At 73.6% G+C, this 18,948-nt stretch carries 18 protein-coding genes and 1 riboswitch; of the genes, 15 read left to right on the forward strand and 3 right to left on the reverse strand.

Going from position 1 to position 18,948, the window contains the following annotated elements:
• From DTB53_RS24400 to DTB53_RS24415, 4 genes are all read left to right on the forward strand, one after another.
• Window positions 1-1,779: right-handed parallel beta-helix repeat-containing protein (locus DTB53_RS24400; protein ID WP_370454221.1), on the forward strand; the 1,779-nt coding region annotated here is incomplete at its 5' end.
• A gap of 125 nt (window positions 1,780-1,904) precedes the next feature.
• Entirely contained in the window at window positions 1,905-2,912 is a 1,008-nt protein-coding gene (locus DTB53_RS24405; protein WP_003970940.1) for a LacI family DNA-binding transcriptional regulator, read from the forward strand.
• 44 nt (window positions 2,913-2,956) lie between these two features.
• Complete coding sequence (locus DTB53_RS24410) at window positions 2,957-3,274, forward strand: cupin domain-containing protein (protein ID WP_003970941.1); 318 nt, start codon at window positions 2,957-2,959, stop codon at window positions 3,272-3,274.
• Window positions 3,275-3,420: 146 nt separating this feature from the next.
• A complete protein-coding gene (locus DTB53_RS24415; RefSeq protein WP_003970942.1) occupies window positions 3,421-4,350 on the forward strand; it encodes a YihY/virulence factor BrkB family protein in 930 nt (309 codons plus the stop codon).
• On the opposite strand, the gene DTB53_RS24420 is transcribed toward DTB53_RS24415, so the two are convergent.
• Window positions 4,328-5,338, reverse strand: a complete 1,011-nt coding sequence (locus DTB53_RS24420) for a zinc-binding dehydrogenase (protein ID WP_012382080.1) — start codon at window positions 5,336-5,338, stop codon at window positions 4,328-4,330. The genes DTB53_RS24415 and DTB53_RS24420 overlap by 23 nt on opposite strands.
• A gap of 106 nt (window positions 5,339-5,444) precedes the next feature.
• Here DTB53_RS24420 and DTB53_RS24425 point away from each other — a divergent pair, with 106 nt between their 5' ends.
• Entirely contained in the window at window positions 5,445-6,050 is a 606-nt protein-coding gene (locus tag DTB53_RS24425; protein WP_012382081.1) for a TetR-like C-terminal domain-containing protein, read from the forward strand.
• A gap of 70 nt (window positions 6,051-6,120) precedes the next feature.
• On the opposite strand, the gene DTB53_RS24430 is transcribed toward DTB53_RS24425, so the two are convergent.
• Window positions 6,121-6,972 carry a M12 family metallo-peptidase gene (locus DTB53_RS24430; RefSeq protein WP_003970945.1) on the reverse strand — a complete coding sequence of 284 codons (852 nt, stop codon included), beginning with the start codon at window positions 6,970-6,972 and terminating at the stop codon, window positions 6,121-6,123.
• Between the two features lie 227 nt (window positions 6,973-7,199).
• Here DTB53_RS24430 and DTB53_RS24435 point away from each other — a divergent pair, with 227 nt between their 5' ends.
• Window positions 7,200-8,072: an ABC transporter substrate-binding protein gene (locus DTB53_RS24435; RefSeq protein WP_030703126.1), complete on the forward strand. Its 873-nt coding sequence runs from the start codon at window positions 7,200-7,202 to the stop codon at window positions 8,070-8,072.
• A 45-nt stretch (window positions 8,073-8,117) separates the two neighbouring features.
• On the opposite strand, the gene DTB53_RS24440 is transcribed toward DTB53_RS24435, so the two are convergent.
• A complete protein-coding gene (locus DTB53_RS24440; protein ID WP_012382083.1) occupies window positions 8,118-8,543 on the reverse strand; it encodes a nuclear transport factor 2 family protein in 426 nt (141 codons plus the stop codon).
• Between the two features lie 148 nt (window positions 8,544-8,691).
• On the opposite strand from DTB53_RS24440, the gene DTB53_RS24445 reads away from it, so the two are divergent.
• The 9 genes from DTB53_RS24445 (at window position 8,692) to DTB53_RS24485 (ending at window position 18,566) form a co-directional block, all read left to right on the forward strand.
• Window positions 8,692-9,261: a PadR family transcriptional regulator gene (locus tag DTB53_RS24445; RefSeq protein ID WP_012382084.1), complete on the forward strand. Its 570-nt coding sequence runs from the start codon at window positions 8,692-8,694 to the stop codon at window positions 9,259-9,261.
• A gap of 92 nt (window positions 9,262-9,353) precedes the next feature.
• Entirely contained in the window at window positions 9,354-10,025 is a 672-nt protein-coding gene (locus tag DTB53_RS24450; RefSeq protein WP_012382085.1) for a winged helix-turn-helix domain-containing protein, read from the forward strand.
• Complete coding sequence (locus DTB53_RS24455; RefSeq protein WP_012382086.1) at window positions 10,022-11,506, forward strand: MFS transporter; 1,485 nt, start codon at window positions 10,022-10,024, stop codon at window positions 11,504-11,506. Before DTB53_RS24450 ends, DTB53_RS24455 begins: the two co-directional genes overlap by 4 nt.
• Window positions 11,490-12,422 carry a carbohydrate kinase family protein gene (locus tag DTB53_RS24460; protein WP_012382087.1) on the forward strand — a complete coding sequence of 311 codons (933 nt, stop codon included), beginning with the start codon at window positions 11,490-11,492 and terminating at the stop codon, window positions 12,420-12,422. Before DTB53_RS24455 ends, DTB53_RS24460 begins: the two co-directional genes overlap by 17 nt.
• Window positions 12,423-12,537: 115 nt before the next feature.
• On the forward strand, window positions 12,538-13,638 hold the full coding sequence (locus DTB53_RS24465) for a beta-ketoacyl-ACP synthase 3 (protein WP_032773912.1): 1,101 nt from the start codon (window positions 12,538-12,540) through the stop codon (window positions 13,636-13,638).
• On the forward strand, window positions 13,622-14,878 hold the full coding sequence (locus tag DTB53_RS24470; RefSeq protein WP_003970953.1) for a beta-ketoacyl-[acyl-carrier-protein] synthase family protein: 1,257 nt from the start codon (window positions 13,622-13,624) through the stop codon (window positions 14,876-14,878). The genes DTB53_RS24465 and DTB53_RS24470 overlap by 17 nt, the downstream gene beginning before the upstream one ends.
• Window positions 14,879-14,951: 73 nt before the next feature.
• Window positions 14,952-16,964 carry an acyl-CoA dehydrogenase family protein gene (locus tag DTB53_RS24475; protein ID WP_012382089.1) on the forward strand — a complete coding sequence of 671 codons (2,013 nt, stop codon included), beginning with the start codon at window positions 14,952-14,954 and terminating at the stop codon, window positions 16,962-16,964.
• A 106-nt stretch (window positions 16,965-17,070) separates the two neighbouring features.
• Window positions 17,071-17,346 (forward strand): acyl carrier protein, encoded by a 276-nt coding sequence (locus tag DTB53_RS24480; protein ID WP_003970955.1) that lies wholly within the window; start codon window positions 17,071-17,073, stop codon window positions 17,344-17,346.
• Entirely contained in the window at window positions 17,343-18,566 is a 1,224-nt protein-coding gene (locus tag DTB53_RS24485) for a beta-ketoacyl-[acyl-carrier-protein] synthase family protein (RefSeq protein WP_012382090.1), read from the forward strand. The genes DTB53_RS24480 and DTB53_RS24485 overlap by 4 nt, the downstream gene beginning before the upstream one ends.
• Window positions 18,567-18,741: 175 nt before the next feature.
• Window positions 18,742-18,927, forward strand: a riboswitch (cobalamin riboswitch).
• The last annotated feature ends 21 nt before the right edge of the window (window positions 18,928-18,948 follow it).

Here is an 18,948-nt window from a genome sequence, read left to right on the forward strand (position 1 = left end):
AACGGCTCGTACACCGTGCGGACCGTGATCGCGGCCGACGCCAACGAACTCCCGGTCAAACGCGAGAACAACACCTCCACCCAGGCACTCTTCGTCGGCCGCGGCGCCAACATGCCGTACGACATGTACGAGGCGGAGGACGGCACGGCCGGCGGCGCCGCGAAGACCGTCGGCCCGAACCGGACGATCGGCGACGTCGCGGGCGAGGCCTCGGGCCGCAAGGCCGTCACCCTCGACCGGACCGGCGACTACGTCGAGTTCACCACCCGGGCGGCCACCAACACTCTGGTCACCCGGTTCTCCATCCCCGACGCCCCGGGCGGCGGCGGCATCGACTCCACCCTGAACGTCTACGTGGACGGAGTCTTCCTCAAGGCGATCGACCTCACGTCCAAGTACGCCTGGCTGTACGGGAACGAGGCCGCTCCCGGCAACTCCCCGGGCTCCGGGGCGCCCCGTCACATCTACGACGAGGCGAACACGATGCTGGGCAGGACCGTTCCGGCGGGATCGAAGATCCGGCTCCAGAAGGACAGCGCCAACACCACCACGTACGCGATCGACTTCATCAACCTGGAGCAGGTCGCACCGGTCGCCAACCCGAACCCCGCCACGTACACGGTGCCGGCCGGGTTCACCCACCAGGACGTCCAGAACGCCCTGGACAAGGTCCGGATGGACACCACGGGCACCCTTGTGGGCGTCTACCTCCCGGCGGGGCAGTACACCACGGCCAGTAAGTTCCAGGTCTACGGCAAGGCCGTCAAGGTGGTCGGCGCGGGGCCCTGGTACACCCGCTTCAACGCCCCCTCCACCCAGGACAACACCGACGTCGGCTTCCGGGCCGAGGCCAGTGCCAAGGGGTCCTCGTTCGCGAACTTCGCGTACTTCGGCAACTACACGTCCCGGATCGACGGCCCCGGCAAGGTGTTCGACTTCTCCAATGTGTCGGACATCGTCATCGACAACATCTGGAACGAGCACATGGTCTGCCTCTACTGGGGCGCCAACACCGACAGCGTCACCATCAAGAACTCCCGGATCCGCAACATGTTCGCCGACGGCGTCAACATGACCAACGGGTCCACCGACAACCTGGTGACCAACAACGAGGCTCGGGCCACCGGCGACGACAGCTTCGCCCTCTTCTCGGCGATCGACGCCGGGGGAGCGGACATGAAGAACAACGTCTACGAGAACCTGACCTCGATCCTCACCTGGCGCGCGGCGGGCGTCGCCGTCTACGGCGGTTACGACAACACCTTCCGCAACATCCACATCGCCGACACCCTGGTGTACTCCGGGATCACGGTCAGTTCGCTGGACTTCGGCTATCCGATGAACGGCTTCGGGACCGGACCGACGAGGATCGAGAACGTCTCGATCGTGCGCGCGGGCGGTCATTTCTGGGGATCGCAGACCTTCCCCGGCATCTGGCTGTTCTCGGCGTCCAAGGTGTTCCAGGGCATCCGGATCAACAACGTGGACATCGTCGACCCCACCTACAGCGGGATCATGTTCCAGACGAACTACGTCGGCGGACAGCCTCAGTTCCCCATCAAGGACACCGTGCTGACCGACGTCTCCATCTCGGGTGCGCGCAAGAGCGGTGACGCCTTCGACGCCAAGTCCGGGTTCGGGCTGTGGGCCAACGAGATGCCGGAGGCCGGGCAGGGCCCGGCCGTCGGCGAGGTGACCTTCAACGGCCTGAAGCTCAGCGACAACGCCCAGGACATCAGGAACACCACCTCCACCTTCAAGATCATCAACAACCCGTAGCCCGCAGGAGGGGCCGCGGACACCGGCGCGGGGGTGCTTCCCGATGACAGGGAAGCGCCCCTGCGCGCATGCAATCCTTGCGTTGATAAGTCAATAGTTTGCGCTGCTTACGCTAGTCTTGCGGCATGACGCGACGACTTGCACAGGTTGCCAAGAAGGTTGGGGTCAGCGAGGCCACGGTGAGCCGGGTGCTCAACGGCAAGCCCGGGGTGTCCCGGACCACCCGGCAGTCCGTGCTGACCGCCCTGGACGTCCTCGGCTACGAGCGGCCCACCCAACTGCGGGGCGAGCGCGCCCGGCTCGTCGGCCTCGTCCTGCCCGAACTGCAGAACCCGATCTTCCCCGCGTTCGCCGAGGTGATCGGCGGCGCCCTCGCCCAGCAGGGGCTCACCCCCGTGCTGTGCACCCAGACCAAGGGCGGAGTCTCCGAAGCGGACTACGTGGACCTCCTGCTCCAGCAGCAGGTCTCCGGGGTGGTCTTCGCCGGCGGGCTGTTCGCCCAGGCCGACGAGGCCCATGAGCACTACCACCGGCTCGCCGAGCGCCGCATCCCCGTCGTGCTCATCAACGCCCCCATAGAAGGGCTGGACTTCCCCTGCGTCTCCTGCGACGACGCCGTCGCGATCGAGCGCGCCTGGCGCCACCTGGCCTCCCTCGGCCACGAGCGCATCGGCGTGGTGATGGGCCCCTCCGACCACGTACCCTCCCGCCGCAAGCTCGCGGCAGCCCGGTCCGTCGCGGCGGCCACCGGCGGGGAGCTGACCGAGGAGAACGTCGAGCGCTCGATGTTCTCCCTGGAGGGCGGGCAGGCCGCGGCCTCCCGGCTGCTGGAGCGCGGCGTCACCGGCATCATCTGCGCCAGCGACCCCCTGGCGCTCGGCGCGGTGCGGGCGGCCCGCAGGCGCGGCCTCGGGGTGCCGTCGGACATCTCGGTCGTCGGCTACGACGACTCGGCGTTCATGAACTGCACCGAACCCCCGCTCACCACGATCCGCCAGCCCATCGAGGCCATGGGCCGGGCCGCCGTCGAACTGCTCTGCGCGGGCATCCAGGGCGGGTCGGTCCCTCCGGACGAGCTGCTGTTCGAGCCGGAGCTGGTGGTCCGCGGCTCCACCGCGAAGGCGCCCCGCTGACGCCGCGGATCGCGGCGCCGTCGCGGCTGCGGCACAGTGGGCACATGGACGACCTCAACGCACTCGCCGAGGAACACCTGACCGCCGCCCGCGCCTCCGCGCACGGCCGCAGCGCCCACCTCCTGCTCCAGCAGCCCCCCTTGCGGCAGACGGTGATCGCCCTCACCGAGGGCACGGCGCTCGACGAGCACAACGCGCCGCCCGCCGCCTCGCTCCTCGTCCTGCGCGGCAGCGTCCGCCTCACCGCCGCCTCCGGGGACGCCGAGCTGCCGTCCGGGACCCTGCACCCGATCCCGCGGGAACGGCACGGACTGCTGGCGCTCCAGGACGCCGTGGTCCTGCTCACCGCCGTCAACGACTGACCCGCCGGAGCGTGCGGGACTTGCCGGCCGGGTAGGGGTGTGCTTCCGCCGCGACGTGGCAGGAGAGGATCGAGCGGAGTCGGCGCGTCCGGAGACGGACAGGTCACGCCGCCCACCGCGTCCGCCCACGTCCCCGGAGTACCAGCTTGCCCACCCAGACCGCGTCCGCCGCGGACAGCACCGCCCCCGCCGCCCTGCCCCGCCGCTGGGGCGCCGCCCTGCGGCGTACTCCGGTCTCGCTGTGGAACGACGACATCACCGACTGGGCCGCCGCCCTGACCTACTACGCCATCCTCGCGCTGCTCCCGGCGCTCCTGGTCACCGTCTCCGTGATCGGACTGGCCAACCCCGACGCGACCGGCGCGCTCATCGCCGACATCACCGCGTTCGCCCCGGCCGAGTCCGGTGACGCGCTGCGCAGGCCGCTGGAGGCGGCCACCGAACAGCGCTCCGCCGTCTGGCTGCTCGTCGCCACCGGGTCCGTGAGCGCCGTGTGGTCCGCGTGCAGCTACCTCGCGGTCTTCCGCCGGGCGATGCACGCCATGCACGGAGTCCGGGACACCCGCCCGCCCCTGCGACAGGCCCACATCATCGTCGTCTCCGCGATCGGCCTGCTCCTCCTCCTGATGACCAGCGCCTTCGCCATCGTCATGACCGGCCCGCTGGCCCGCTGGCTGGGCCGCCGCGTCGGCCTGCCGCACGAGGGGGAGACCCTGTGGGCGGCGCTGAAGTGGCCGCTGCTGGTCCTCCTCGTGGCCTGCCTGATCATGGTCCTCTTCAGCACCGGCCCCCGCTCCGCGCGCGGTGTCCGCCGGGGCTTGCCCGGCGGGGTCCTCGCCGCGTTCTGCTGGCTCACCGCGTCGGCGCTGTTCGCCCTCTACGCGACCCAGGTCGGCAGCTACAGCAGGCTGTACGGATCGCTCGCCGGGCTCGTCGTCTTCCTCATCTGGGTCTGGTTCGCCAATCTCTCGCTGCTCGCCGGCGCCCAGTTCAACGTGGAGCTGCGGCGGCCCGAGCCGGAGCGGGCGGCCGGCGCCGAGCGCGAGGAGCCCGTCACGGACGCAGAACGATCCTGACCGGGTCGCCCTCCTTGGTCTCCATCCGGCGCACGGCCTCCGCCGCGTCCTCCAGGGGCAGGACGTCGCTGATCGACCGGGAGAAGTCCAGCCGGCCGCCCTCGGCGAGCCGGACGAGCTCCGGCACATGGTGGCCCTCCGAGCCGTAGTGGCCCAGGATCCGGTGCTGGAGGTAGCTGAACAGCGTGCCCCGGGCGACGGTCAGCGGCTGGTCGCTGAGCCCCACCAGCACCAGCCGTCCCTTCGGAGCCAGGGCCGTCAGCGCCTGCTCGTGGACCGGGGGGACTCCGGCGAAGTCGAACGCCGCCCGCAGGCCCACGCCTCCCGTGGCCCCGAGCACCTTCTCGCGGAACAGCGGATCGGCGGGGTCCAGCGCCAGATCGGCCCCGAACTCCAGGGCCCGCCGCCGGGCCGCCGGAGCGGGGTCCACCGCGACGACCGGGTGCGCGCCCACCGCCCGCAGCAACTGCACGGCGTGCGCGCCGAGCCCGCCCGCGCCCCAGACGCCCACGGCCTCCGCCGCCCGGACGTCGCCGGTGGCGGTCACCGCCGCCCAGGGGGTCGAAACCGCGTCCGGGATGATCGCCGCCTGCTCGAAGGGGAGGGTGTCGGGCAGGGCCACGAGGGTCGACGCGGTGGCGAGGGCGTACTCGGCCCAGCCGCCGTCGTAGTCGACGCCGCGGGTGTGCGTCCGGCCCCGGCGCTGCTCGCCCGCCTGGAGCACCACCCTGGCGCCGGGCGACCAGCCGGTGACGTCCGGACCCGGCTCCGCCACGGTCCCGGCCACCTCGTGGCCCAGGGTGACCGTGTCCCCCTCCAGGTGGAGCGGGCTCAGGGTGCCGTCGAGGAGGTGCACGTCGGAGAGGCAGACCCCCGCCGCCTCGACCTTCACCAGTACCTCGCCGGGACCCGGGACGGGCCTGACCACCTCCTCCACGGCGAGGGTGCGGCTGGGCAGGTGCAGACGCGCTGCGCGCATGCGTTCCATGACGGGTCCTTACGGTTCGGATCGGCGGCCTATCGCAAGTCGCCTTGCTTTGAAACGTAAGCCCCGCCTGCCGGTAAAGCAAGTTGCCTTGCGATACGGTTCGGGGGTGACCACCGACCAGAGCCCCGCGCCACTGCGCCGCCGGGGCGAACGCATGCGGCAGGCCGTGCTGGCCGCCACCGTCGACCTGCTCACGTCCGAAGGGCTCACCGGCACCACGGTCGCCGCGGTCGCCAGGGCGGCGGGGGTGCACGAGACCTCGGTGTACCGGCGGTGGAAGACCCGAGAGAACCTGCTGCTGGACGCCCTCGGCTCGCACGCCGACGAGGCGCTGCCCGAGCCCGACACGGGTGACGTGCGCCAGGACCTGACCCAGTTGATGTCGGCGGTCGCGGACTATCTCGCCTCTCCGCAGGGCGCGGCCCTGCTCCACCTCGGCGCCTCCCCCGACGCGGGGTCCGTCGAGGCGGCCCGCCTGCCGTACTGGGACGCCCGGCTGGAGCGGGGCGAGGACATCGTGCGACGCGGTGTCGAGCGCGGTGAACTGGCGCCGGACACCGACGCCCGGCTGGTGGCGGAGACCCTGGCGGGACCGTTGTTCGCCCGGGTCCTGCTCACCGGCGCATCGCTCGACAGGGGGCTCGCGCGCCGGATCGTGGACCTGACGCTCGACGGCGCGCGCCCCCGCGACGGACGCGCCGCCACCGGCTGACGCACCCCGCGGGGCGTCACGGCCGCCCGGGAGCCTCCGGGGCGCCGGGGCGCGCCGAGCGACTGCGCGGTCAGCGCTTGTCGCGGTATCCGGCGACGATCGGCATGGTCTCGCGCAGCACCCGTACGCCGTCGTTGTCCGCGTCACCCAGCCGGTGCCCCTTCCAGGTCTCCGTCGCGCCGGAGAACCGGCTGATCCGCCGGCAGTGGTTCCCGCACGCGGAGCGGTACGCCATGATCGTGTAGTGATTGCCGTCCTCGGTGATCCAGCCGGTGTTGTACGGACGGTTGCGGCTCACGCTCATCGATCCGTCCGTGTTGCCCGCCAGCGTCGTGCGGTCGTGGGCGAGGCCCAGATTGTGGCCGATCTCGTGGCTCGCCGAGTCCAGGTCGATGCCGTCGACCTCGACGACCGCGTAGGCGTACTCGTCCGTGGACGCGTCGAGTTCGGGCGTGTAGTCCGCGGTGCCGCCGCCCCGCTCCTCCCGGTCCACGACGAGCGTCACCAGATCGGCGCCGTACCGCGCCCGCTGCTCGTGCACCTGGCGCCCGAGCCCCGCCGAGGCGTGGTCCTTGAGGGCGCTGTGCGCGGCGCGGAACTCCTCGGAGCCCTCGTAACCGGTGGCCGTGTACGGGTGGACGACGCGGATGACGCCGCAGAGACCGCCCCCGGCCAGCGAGCGGTTCATCCGGGTGGCGATGCGCTGGGCCGACGAGGGCACCCGGTGCTCGCCGCCGACCCGCTTCGCGGCCTTGGGCGTGAAGACGGCCAGCACGTCGACCACGGGACAGGTCACCGCCCTGGCCGATTCCGCCACCGGACGGGCCGCGGCCCCGGCCGAGGCCGGGGCGTCCGCCGAGGCCGCGCAGAGCGACGCGCCGAGACCGACGGCCAGGGCTGCCTTCACAAGGGTCGCGCGCATGCGGAGTCGACTCCGTCCGGAAGGGGGGCCGGCCGGGGGCGCCGCCCGATGACTGAGGGTCCCTCATTTCTAACACTCCGTGACGGCGGGCGCCCGTCGTGGCCGGAACCGGTTGACGGCCGTTTGTTCCCTGGCCGGAGGGGTGTGGCGGTGAGGAGGTGGGCAGGTACACGTGTACGAACTCGCACGAATGGAACGGCAGTCGGCGGCAGAGGGGCGTGTGTGACGTGACGGAACAGAGCGAATGGCGGTTCTCCGACGACCGGGGTCAGCAGTCGACGGCGCCCCGGCCGCCCGGGCGGGTGCTGGCCTATGTCCAGGCCGGCGCCACCCTGTGGGACCTCGGGATCCGGCCGGTGGGGATCTTCGGTTCCGACCACGACGGACCGGACCCCGACACGGCGAAGACCGGGACCCTGCCGCTGGGCGAGGTCGCGTACGTCGGTGCGGGATCGGCCCTGGACGTCGAACGGCTGCTGAGCGCCGAACCGGATCTCGTGGTGGCGGTCAGCTACGGCGGCGGCCATGTCTACGGGCTGACCCCGGAGACCGCCAAGCCGCTGGAGGAGAGGGTCCCGGTCGTCGTCCTCGACGTCAGCCAGGCCCGTACGTTCGGTGAGATCGGCGACCGGTTCGCCGAGCTGGCCCGCTCGCTCGGCGCCACGGCCCGGCCGGGGGCCGGCCAGGAGCTGGACGCCGCCCGGGAGCGGCTGCGCTCCGTGGTGGCCGCCACCTCCGCCGACGCGCCCCGGGTGCTCGCCCTCTCCCCGGCGGGCCCGGACCAGGCGCATGTCGCGCGCCCCGGGATGTGGCCGGAACTGCGCGTGCTCACCGAACTGGGCGTCCGGGTCGTGGCACCGGCCGAGGGCCCGGGGGCGAACTGGTCGACGCAGAACCGCTCCGACACCTTCGCGCTGCGCCCCGAGGTGATCCTGACCGACATCCGCGCCCACGCGGCCCCGCTGGAGGAGCTGCGGGGGAGCGGGACGGCTCCGGTCCCGGTCGTCCCGTGGAACCCCGAGCCCCTCTACGGGCCCCGCGACCACGCCCGGTTCCTGGGCCTGGTCGCGGACGCCCTGGAGGCGGCGCGGGCGAGCTGAGCCCGGAGCGCCGGCGCCGGGCGCGGGCGCGACCGCGGGGCGTGGTCAGGGCGCGGGGGCGAGGCCGTCGGCGACCAGGCCGGCGAGCACCGCCTCGCCCAGCGCCTGGACGGCGGAGGCCGGGCGGACCATCACGGTGAACTCCTTGATCCGGCCGTCGTCGTCGAGGTGCAGGAGGTCGATGCCGTGGATCTCCCGGCCGCCGACCGTCGCCCGGAAGAGCAGGACCGCCGACGGGGCCTCGGTCCCGTCGGCGGTCGTCTGCGAGGCGCCCGCGAACTCCCCGACGTAACGGAAGTCCTCGAAGGTGCGCAGCAGGACCCCGAAAAGGCCCAGCACCATCGGCCTGCCCTCGAACGGGGTGAACTTCACCGGGCTGTAGAGCCGGATGTCCTCGGTGAACAGATCGTCCAGGGCGTCGAGGTCGCGACGGTCGACGGCGGCGCGGAAACGGTCCACTGCGGTGGTCATGGGTCCTCCTTGATGAGGCGTGTCCTCGCCGAGAAGCACGCATACTCATGAAAGTGACTAGTCACTTTCATGAGTATCATGAGGGTCGGTGTTCCGAACAGGGGTGGGCGGGGACGGGCCCGGCCGCGGCGGAGAGGGAGGCGGTCCGATGGCGTTGCGTCACGCGGTACTGGCGGCACTGCTCGACGAGGAGCTGAGCGGCTACCAGGTGACGAAGGCGTTCGCCGCCGGCGTCGCGAACTTCTGGCACGCCCTGCCGCAGCAGGTCTACGCGGAGCTGGCCAGGCTGGAGAAGGAGGGCCTGGTCGCGGGGCGCGAGGTCGTACAGGTGGCGCGCCCCAACAAGCGGCTGTTCCGGGTGACGGGCGAGGGGCTGGCCGAGTTGGAGAGCTTCGCGTCCGCCGCCGCCAAACCCTCGTTCCTGCGGGAGGACCTCCTGGTCCAGGTCCAGGCCGCCGACCACCTCGACACCGATGTGCTGATCGATCGGCTCACCGAGCGGTACGCGTTCGCCGAGGCCAAGGCCGCGCTGTTCGAGGAGCAGCTGCGTGCGATGCGCGGGGAGCGCGGCGAGGCGGAGTTCCTGCTCCACGGCGCACGGGTCGGCCCGTACCTCACCTGCCGGCGCGGACGGGACTTCGAACGGGCCAACCGCGACTGGTGCCGGGACGCGGTCGAGGTTCTCCGGGCGCGGCGCGAGGCCCGGGCCGACTCCTGAGGGCGGCCGGCCCGCCGAGCCCCGGCGGATTCCCAAAAAATATTCTGCAAAAATACTTTGGGAAAGTGTTCGATCCGTTCTACGCTGCGGTCATGGACAGTGAAGCGGGTCGTCGCGTACTCGATCCGGCGCGGGACGGGGCCGCCCTCAAGGCGCTCACCCACCCCCTGCGCCTCACCCTGCTCGGACTGCTGCGCCAGCACGGCCCGGCCACCGCCAGCGAGCTCGCGGCCCGGACGGGGGAGTCCTCGGCCTCCACCAGCTACCACCTGCGGGTGCTCGCCAAATACGCGTTCGTCACCGAGGCCGAACACCGCGACAGCCGGGAGAGGCGCTGGAAGTCCGTGCACGGCACGACCTCCTGGAGCAACGAGGCGATGCGCCGCAGCCCGGGCGGCAGCACGATCCTCGGTGTCCTGCACCGCCGCCAGATCGAGCACCTCCAACTGTCGCTGGACCGCCATGAGGCCGACCTGGAGAGCGGTCGGCTGGGCCCCGAGTGGCAGGAGCCGTCGGGCGTCAGCGACGCGATGCCCCGGCTGACCCCCGAGTCCCTCGCCGAGCTGTGGCGGGTGTTCCAGGAGAAGACGGACGAGCTGACCGCCCGCGACGCCGAGGACCCCCGTGCCGAGCAGGTCGTCCTGTTCACCGCCGGACTGCCACTGGCCCCGGACCCGGTCGCCGGTCCGGACGCCTCGGATCCGGACCGCGCGGACGCCGACTCCGGAGCCCCGGACGCCCCCGCCGTCGGAGACGCCCCATGACCGGCGCGCCCGACACCGCCGTTCCCGCACCTCGGGGCGGCCCGGACGAGGCGACCGCGCGCCGTCGGTTCGCCACGGTCTCCTTCCTCTTCTGGCTCCCCATCGGCATGTCCATCGCCACGGGAGTGCTCCTGTTCACCGAACGCGGCATGGGCCTCGCCGCCGTCGCCGGCTTCTACGCCGTGCACTCCCTCACGGCCGCCGCGATGGAGCTGCCCACCGGCGGGCTCTCCGACGTCATCGGGCGGCGGCCCGTCCTGGCCATCGCCGGGCTGCTCAACCTGACCGCCTTCACCCTCATCGGCCTCGGCGCGGCGGGCTGGGCCATCGCCCTGGGCATGGGTCTGATGGGGCTGGCCCGCGCCCTGTCCAGCGGGCCCGCCGAGGCCTGGTACGTCGACACCGTCCACGCCCACGCGGGCCCCGGCGCCGATCTGCGTACGGGGCTGGCGCGCGGCAGCTCCGCCACCTCGGCCGCCCTCGCGCTCGGCACCCTGCTCGGCGGCGGGCTGCCCTGGCTGCTCGGCCGCGTCCCCGGCCTGGCCCCGTGGCTGGCCGACGCGACCGGCGGGCTCGTGATCCTGCTCTCCGTGCCCGCTCTGCTCGGCGCGCTGGTCGAGGTCGTCTTCGTGCTCTACGTGCTGAGCGCCCTCACCGAGCCGACCCGGCCCCGGACGGGCGTGCGAGGGGTCGTGGGCGGGGTGCCCGCCGCGATCGCCGCCGGGCTCCGGCTCGGCGCCCGGGACGCCCTGATCCGGCGCATCCTGCTGACCGCGAGCGCCGCGGGCGCCGCGCTCGCCGCCATGGAACTGCTCACCCCGGGCCGGGCCGCCGCCCTCATGGGAACGGCCGAATCCGGGGCCCTGGTCTTCGCGGGGCTCGCCTGCGCCGGATTCCTCTGCCACGCCCTGGGCAGCCAACTCGCCCCGTTCGCCGCCCGGCTCGGCGGCGGCAGTGAGCGCGCGGTGCTCGTGAGCCTCGGGGTGGTGACGCTGGGGCTGACGCTCCTCGGCCTCACCGCGCATGCGATGAGCGCCCTCGCCACGACGGTGGCCGTCACCGGTTACGGGCTGGTGCACCTGGGCCTCGGAGCCGCGGGCCCGAACGAGAACGACCTGCTGCACCGCCGGGTCGACGCCTCGGGCCGCGCCACCGCGCTCTCCGTCCAGTCGCTCTCCCTGCAACTGGTCGCCGCCGGCGCCGGACTGGCCGCCGGCACTCTGCCGCCGGGCCCGCTGCCCTGGCTGCTGGCCGCCGCGGTCGTCCTGGCCGGCGCCCTGCTCTGGCTCCGCCGGGCCGCCCCCGCGAAGCCGCTCCTCCGGCCGGACCGGTGCGGTCCCGACGAACTCCCCCGGACGCCCCCGACCTTGGCCCCGCCGGCCGCCGCCCCGCCGGCCGCCGCCCCGGCGGACGGCTCCACCGCCGGACGACTCCCCGCCCCGTCGACCCAGGAGACCCGCCCCCATGCCCGACCGATGTGATCCGCTGGTCATCGGCGAATGCGTCGCCGACATCGTCCGGCTGCCGGAGGAGCCCGACCGGGTCCACCCGGGCGGCAGCCCCGCGAACGTCGCGTACGGCTTGGCGCGGCTCGGCCATGACACCACGCTCCTCACCCAGCTGGGCCCGGACGCCCACGGCCGGCTCATCCGGGACCACCTGACCGCCGCCGGAGTCGAGGTCCGTACCGACGACGCCGTCGGCCCCACCCCGTCGGCGGCCGTCACCCTCGACGACCACGGGCACGCCACGTACGCCTTCGAGGTGGGCTGGACCCTGTGCCCGGTGGCGCTCGACCGGACACCGGGGCACGTGCACACCGGTTCGATCGCGGCCGTCGTCGAGCCCGGCGCCGCGACGGTCCTGGCCGCCGTGGAGTCCCTGCGGGCCGGCGCCACCGTCAGCTACGACCCCAACGTACGGCCCGAGTTGATGGGCGAGCGCGCCCGGGCCGTGGTCCGGGTCGAGCGCTGCGTCGCGCTGAGCGACGTGGTGAAGGCCAGCGACGAGGACCTCCGGTGGCTGTATCCGGGCGAGCGGCCCGAGCGGGTGGCCGAACGGTGGCTCGCCGCGGGCCCCGCGCTCGTCCTCGTCACCCGGGGCGGGGCGGGTGCGTTCGCCCTGTTCGCCGACGGCCGCGCCGTCGCCGCGGCCCCGCCGGTCGACGTCGTCGACACCGTCGGCGCGGGCGACGCGTTCATGTCCGGAACCCTCCACGCCCTCGCCGCGCACGGGCTCCTCGGCCCCGGCGCCCGTGGCCGGCTGCACGCCGTGGACCGGGGAACCGTCACCGACGTGCTGCGCCACGCGGTCGCCTCCGCCGCGGTGACCGTCTCCCGGGCCGGGGCCAGTCCACCCGGCGCGGACGAGCTCCGCGAGGCGCTCGTAAACACCTGACGCCACGTCATGACCCGTTCGGCGCAGTCGAACGCATCCTCGTGAGACGTTCCGCCGTTCGTCAACCGGATGCAGTACGACAACGGGATCGGGGCGACGGGTGGCGAGGAGACAGGTGGCCGACAGCGGTACGGAGCCGGGGGCGCGGGCGGGCGTCTTAGGGGCCGGAGCACGCACGGCCGTGCTGGAGAGCGTGGCGGGGTGGGTGCCGGGGGAGCCGGTCGGCAACGAGCGGCTCCCCGCCGACTGGGGCGTGGACGACGCCTGGGTCCGCCGCCGCACCGGCATCGGCAGCCGGCACCGCGCCGGACCGGACGTCGCCACCGGGGACCTCGCCTACGAGGCCGCCTCCCGGCTGCTGGCCCGCGATCCGGCGGCGGGGGAGGTGGACGCGGTGGTCCTCGCCACCGCCACCCCCGACCACCTCTGTCCGGGCACCGCCCCCGCACTGGCGGTCCGGCTCGGGCTCGGCACCGTACCGGCCCTGGACATCGCCGCCGTGTGCAGCGGCTTCGTCTACGGACTCGCCGTCTGCCACGGGCTGGTCGCCTCGGGCCTCTACGACCGGGTCCTGCTGGTCGGCGCCGACGCCTACTCGACCTGGCTCGACCCGGCCGACCGCTCGGCGGGCGTCGTCTTCGGCGACGGGGCCGGCGCCGCGCTGGTGGCGGCCGGGCGGCTGGGCGACCCCGGGGAACTGCTCGCCTTCGACCTCGGCAGCGACGGCACGGGCTACGACCTGATCACCGTCCCCGGCGGCGGGGCCCGCGCACGGGCGAGCGGAAAGCCGCCCGCCCCGGACGACGGGTTCTTCCGCATGCGGGGCGGCACCGTCTACCAGCACGCCGTCGAGCGGATGACCGGCTCCTGCCGGACACTGCTGGACCGGGTCGGCTGGGACCCCGCCGAGGTCGACCGCTTCGTGCCGCACCAGGCCAACGCCCGGATCCTGCACGCCGTCGCGGAGCGGGTCGGCATCGCGCCGCAGCGCTGCGTCACCCATATCGAGCGGGTCGGCAACACCGGCGCCGCCTCCATTCCGCTGGCCCTGGCCGACGAGGCGCGCCGAGGCCGCCTCAGCTCCGGCGACCGGGTGCTGCTCACCGCCTTCGGGGGCGGACTGACCTGGGGTTCGGCGGCGCTTCGCTGGCCGGGCGCCCCGGCGACCATTTCCACGGATTCTACGGAAGGAACACAGCATGTCGCTCCCCGCTGATCAGCGCACCGAGGCCGGAACCGGCACCGCCATCGCGGTGACGGGGGTCGGCCTGGTGACACCCGCAGGGGCGGACGAGCACAGCTTCTGGGAGAGGCTCTGCTCCGGGCACTCCACCGCCCGGCGGTGCGAGGAACTGGCCGGCCTGCCGGTCGACTTCGCCTGCCCGGTCGACGGCATCGACCTGGACGAGGCGGTGGGCGGCCGGTCGGTGTGGCGGATGGCCCGGTTCGTGAAGCTGGCCCTGGTGGCCGCCCGGCAGGCCGTCGCCGACGCCGGCCTCGACCCGGCACGGTGGGACGGCAGCCGGGTCGGGGTGGTCCTCGGCGTGGGGGTCGGCGGCGTCTCGGTCCTGGTGGACAACGCGGCCCGGCTGGCCGCCTCGGGCCCCGACGCGGTCTCCCCGCTGCTCGTTCCGATGATGATCCCCAACGCGGCGGCGGGCGAGGTGGCCATCGCGCTGAAGGCGGGCGGCCCCAGTCTCGCGCCCGCCACCGCGTGCGCCTCCGGGGCCACCGCCGTCGCCGTCGCCCGCGACCTGCTGCTCGGCGGCAGCTGTGACGTGGTGGTGGCGGGCGGCGCCGAGTCGGTGCTGGCCCCCCTGGTGGTCACCGCCTTCGCCCGGATGGGCGCGCTCTCCACCCGCACCGGCGACCCGGCCGGCGCGTCCCGCCCGTTCGCCGCCGACCGCGACGGCTTCGTCATCGGCGAGGGCGCGGCCATGCTCGTCCTGGAGCGCGAGGCGGCGGCCCGTGCCCGGGGCGGTCGCCCGCGCGCCCTGCTCACCGGGGCCGGGTCCAGCACGGACGCCCACCACCCCACCGCCCCGGCCCCCGACGGGTACGGCGCCCAGCGGGCGGTCCGTGCGGCGCTGGACCAGGCGGGCTGGGACCCGTCCGACGTCGGCCACATCAACGCCCACGGCACCTCCACACCCCTCAACGACGCCATGGAGACCACCCTCATCTCCCGCCTCTTCCCGCACCGGCCACCGGTGACCGCGCCCAAGGGCGTCGTCGGGCACACCCTGGCGGCGGCGGGCGCGATCGAGGCGGTGGCCACCGTCCTGACGCTGGAACGTTCCGTCATCCCGCCGATCGCCAACCTGGACGCGCTCCCCGACGCCTTCCCGCTCGACTGCGTGACCAAGGAGCCCCGTCGGCAACGGGTCGAGACGGCTCTGAGCCACTCCTTCGGCTTCGGCGGCCACAATGTCGCCCTCGCCTTCCAACGCGCCTGATCCACAGGGGCATTTCGGGACGGCGGGGGTGTCCTCGCCGTTCCTTGATCGTTACTTTGTTGTGACCGTAATCATGAACGACGCGGCCCCGCCGTCGACGAACGACCTGCTCACCGCCGTGCTTTTCGGACCGAACTTCCGTCAGGAGCACCGATTCTGGCGCCGACTCCTCACCACGGAGCCGTTTCGCCGTCCCGGTGGCGGCACCCCCGACGAACGACTCGCCCTCTCCTACCACCGGCTGCGGATCCTCAACGACGCGCTCGACAGCGGCGCGAGGCTGGCCGCGGACCCCCGGGCGCTGGCCGCCCTGCACGAGTGGCTCGGCCCCGTCGACCCGGCGCTGACCACCGTGGCGGGCATCCACTACAACCTCTTCCTCGGCAGTCTCCTCGACCACGACGCGGGCGCCCCGCGCGACGTGTCGGACTTCCTCGCCCTCCGGCGCGTGGGCACCTTCCTCTGTACGGAGGTGGCGCACGGCAACGACGCGGCGGCCATCGAGACGACCGCGACGTACGACCGCGAACGCGACGGGTTCGTGCTGCACACCCCGCACGCCGGGGCGCAGAAGTTCATGCCCAACACCAGCCCCGCCGGCGGCCCCAAGTCCGGTGTGGTCGCGGCCCGGCTGCTCGTCGACGGCGCCGACCACGGGGTCTTCCTCTTCCTCGTCCCGCTCACCGACGCCCACCGCGCCCTGCCCGGCGTCCGGGTGCGACGGCTGCCCCCGCGGATGGGTTCCCCGGTCGACCACTGCCTCACCTCCTTCGACCGGCGCTTCGTGCCGCGTGGCGCGCTGCTCGCCGGCCAACAGGGGCGGGTCGGCGACGACGGCCGCTTCCACAGCGAAGTCCCCAACCGCAGAAGGCGGTTCCTCGCCTCCATCGGTCGGGTCACCCCCGGCAAGCTCTCCATGAGCGCCTGCGCGGTCGGTTCCGCCCGGGTCACCCTGGCCATCGCCGTGCGGTACGCCGGCCACCGGATGATCTCCGGATCACGCGCGGTGGGGCGGATCCCGGTCTACGCGCACCGCACCCATCACGGGCCGCTGGCCGGGGCGATGGCGACCGTCTACGCGATGAGCCTGCTGCACCGCAGGGCCCTGGACCGCTGGGAGTCCGCCCCGGAGGCCGACCGGGGGGAGGCGGAGCGCCTGGTGGCCGTCGCCAAGGGGTGGATCACCTGGCAGGCGCGCGCCGTCATCGTCGAGTGCCGTGAACGGTGCGGCGCCCAGGGGCTCCTGGAGAACAACGGCATGACCGAGCTGTTCACCGGCATCGAGGGCGCGATCACCGCCGAGGGCGACAACCTCGCCGTGCACGCCAAGGCGGCCGCCGAGATGCTGTTCAGCGCCACCGCCCCGGAACCGGCCGAGGACGACGGCCCGGGCGGCCTGGACGACCCCGTCTTCCTCGGGAGGCTGTTCGCGGCGGTCGAGGACCTCTGGTTCGCCCGCGCCCGCGAGCGGATGGCCGCCGCCCCGCCCGGCGACCCGCTCGGCCGCTGGAACGCCGCCTCGTCGGCCGCGCTGCGCGGCGTCGAGGCGCACGCCTGCCGGCAGGCGGACGAGGCGTACGCGGAGGCGGTCGCCTCCCTGCCCGAAGGTGCGGCGCGCCAACGGCTGTCCGAGCTGCGCAGGCTTTTCGCGCTCCGGTGGATCGCCCACAACAGCGGGGCCCTGCTCGCGTCCGGACGGCTGACCGCCGATCAGGTCACCTTTCTGCCGGACGCGGTGGAGGACGCGGTCGCCGTCGTGGCCGAGCACACCCCCGCCCTGGTGGAGACCTTCGCGCTCCCCGAGCGCCTGATGTCGGACTGGCCGATCGCCGGGCCCGGGTACGCGGACGTGTACGACGACCCCGAGGGGCCCTGGCACCGGGGCCGCCGGGCGGGGATCCGGGGCCGCGCGGCCGAGTTCCGGCGGCCCGTCTGCGGCAGCAGGCGGCGCCCGCTGCGCGAGAAGGTGGCGGCGCTCGGTACCCGCGGGGTCCTGCTGGCGTACTGGGGAACCACTTCCATGCTCTCCAGGTGGTTCGAGAAGCCGCAGGTGAGCGTAGACGAATCGGTTCGCCCGAAGGCGTAACCGGAGGATCGTCATCCAGTTACATCGGGCGGTGGGCCGTCGCGTTTCACGTCCCCGCCGCGCAGAACGAAGCCAAGCCGATGAGACGCCGATGAGAGGAACCACCATGCAGACCATCCACCCCAAGATCACCGAGGTGCTGACCGCGACGTTCAAGGTGCCCGCCGCCGAGATCCTTCCGGAGTCCACCATGGACAGCCTGGAGATGGACTCCCTCGCGGTCGCCGAGTTCGCCGTCGTCATCAAGGAGACCCTGGGCGTCGACGCGGACTCGGAGAAGCTGTACAAGGGCTCCACGCTGGCCGACATCTCCGCGTACATCGACGCGGTCGTCGGCGGCGCGGGCGCCGAGGCCACGGTGCCGGTGAGCAACACCCGATGAAGCGACCCGCCATCGCCGTCACCGGGCTCGGAATGATCACCCCGGTCGGCCACACCACCGACACCACCTGGGACGGAGTCTGCGCGGGCGTGTCGCCCGCCCGTACCGTTCCCGAACTGCTGGGCTGCGAAGTCGACTTCGCCTGTACGGTCACCGGCATCGACCTCGACGACGCGGTCGGCGGCCGGACCGCCTTCCGGATGGGCCGGTACGTCAAGTTCGCCCTCCTGGCCGCCCGGGAGGCGGTCGCCGACGCCGGGCTGGACCCGGCGCGCTGGGACGGCGCCCGGGTCGCCGTCGTCGTCGGCACGAGCAGCGGAGGATCCGCCGGACTCACCGAACAGACCGTCGCTCTGGAGCGGCGGGGGCCCGCGGCCACCTCACCCTCGGGCATCCTGCTGACCATCCCCAGCATGCCCGCGGCCGAGATCGCCATCGGGATGCGGGCCACCGGGCCCAGCCTGGCCCCGTGCACGGCCTGTTCGTCCGGCGTGACCGCGCTGTCGGTGGCCCGGGACATGCTGACGCTGGGCCGGTGCGACATCGCCATCGCCGGGGCCACCGAGTCGATCGTGTTCCCGGTCGCCATGACCGGCTTCGCCCGCTCCGGCGCGGCGGCGCTGCGGGACGGAGACCCCGCCCGCCTCTGCCGGCCCTTCGCGGCGGACCGGGCCGGCCTCGTCATGGGCGAGGGCGCGGCCATCATGGTCCTGGAGCGCGCGGCGGACGCCCGTGCGAGAGGCGCCGTTCCCCGGGCGCTGATCGCGGGCGCGGGCGCCACCACCGACGCCCATCACCCCACCAGCCCCCACCCGTCCGGGGAGGTGGCGGGGGCGGCGGTCGAGGCCGCGCTGCGCGATGCGGGCTGGCGCGCCGAGGAGGTCGACCACGTCAACGCGCACGGGACGTCGACCCCCCTCAACGACGCCACCGAAGCCGCCCTCATCCGCCGGTCCTATCCGCACCGGCCGCCCGTCACCGCCCCCAAGGGCGTGCTGGGCCACTGCATGGGGGCGGCCGGCGCCATCGAAGCGGGCCTGACCGTCCTCACGCTCCAGCACGGAGTGGTCCCCCCGATCGCGAACCTGGACGCCCCCGAGCCCGGGTTCGACATCGACTGCGTCACCAAGGCCCCGCGCCGGGTGCCCGTACGTCGGGCGGTCAGCCACTCCTTCGGCTTCGGCGGCCAGAACGCGGTGATCGCCCTCCAGGCCCCGTAACCCAGGCCCCGCGTCCCGGACTCCGCGAGCCCCGACCGGCCGACCCGGACCGGTCGCCCCCGGGCTCCGCGGTCCGGGCGGAATCCACCGGGCCGGTGCGGCGGGTCGATCCCGCGCCGCACCGGCCCCGCCCGCAGCCGCCCGCCGCACCGCCCCCGACCAGCCCGAAGACGCGTGATAGCTTGCCGGGGCCAGTCGAACCCCACGACGGGGTCAGGGAATCCGGTGCGAATCCGGAACTGACGCGCAGCGGTGAGGGGGACGGGCGGGGCCACGGCCACTGGAGCGCACAGGTGCTCCGGGAAGGCGTCCCGCCCGGACGAACCCGAGTCCGAAGACCTGCTGGCGCCCGCGCCCGAACCGTGGCGCGGGTACCGTACGA

Origin of the sequence: Streptomyces griseus (assembly GCF_900460065.1) — a bacterium.
Classification (GTDB): domain Bacteria; phylum Actinomycetota; class Actinomycetes; order Streptomycetales; family Streptomycetaceae; genus Streptomyces; species Streptomyces griseus.

Excerpts from the sequence above, each read along its gene's own strand:
- DTB53_RS24405 (WP_003970940.1), top strand. The coding sequence starts at position 1,905 with ATGACGCGACGACTTGCACAGGTTGCCAAGAAGGTTGGGGTCAGCGAG.
- DTB53_RS24410 (WP_003970941.1), top strand. The coding sequence starts at position 2,957 with ATGGACGACCTCAACGCACTCGCCGAGGAACACCTGACCGCCGCCCGC.
- DTB53_RS24420 (WP_012382080.1), bottom strand. The coding sequence starts at position 5,338 with ATGGAACGCATGCGCGCAGCGCGTCTGCACCTGCCCAGCCGCACCCTC.
- DTB53_RS24430 (WP_003970945.1), bottom strand. The coding sequence starts at position 6,972 with ATGCGCGCGACCCTTGTGAAGGCAGCCCTGGCCGTCGGTCTCGGCGCG.
- DTB53_RS24440 (WP_012382083.1), bottom strand. The coding sequence starts at position 8,543 with ATGACCACCGCAGTGGACCGTTTCCGCGCCGCCGTCGACCGTCGCGAC.
- DTB53_RS24445 (WP_012382084.1), top strand. The coding sequence starts at position 8,692 with ATGGCGTTGCGTCACGCGGTACTGGCGGCACTGCTCGACGAGGAGCTG.
- DTB53_RS24450 (WP_012382085.1), top strand. The coding sequence starts at position 9,354 with ATGGACAGTGAAGCGGGTCGTCGCGTACTCGATCCGGCGCGGGACGGG.
- DTB53_RS24455 (WP_012382086.1), top strand. The coding sequence starts at position 10,022 with ATGACCGGCGCGCCCGACACCGCCGTTCCCGCACCTCGGGGCGGCCCG.
- DTB53_RS24460 (WP_012382087.1), top strand. The coding sequence starts at position 11,490 with ATGCCCGACCGATGTGATCCGCTGGTCATCGGCGAATGCGTCGCCGAC.
- DTB53_RS24470 (WP_003970953.1), top strand. The coding sequence starts at position 13,622 with ATGTCGCTCCCCGCTGATCAGCGCACCGAGGCCGGAACCGGCACCGCC.
- DTB53_RS24475 (WP_012382089.1), top strand. The coding sequence starts at position 14,952 with ATGAACGACGCGGCCCCGCCGTCGACGAACGACCTGCTCACCGCCGTG.
- DTB53_RS24480 (WP_003970955.1), top strand. The coding sequence starts at position 17,071 with ATGCAGACCATCCACCCCAAGATCACCGAGGTGCTGACCGCGACGTTC.
- DTB53_RS24485 (WP_012382090.1), top strand. The coding sequence starts at position 17,343 with ATGAAGCGACCCGCCATCGCCGTCACCGGGCTCGGAATGATCACCCCG.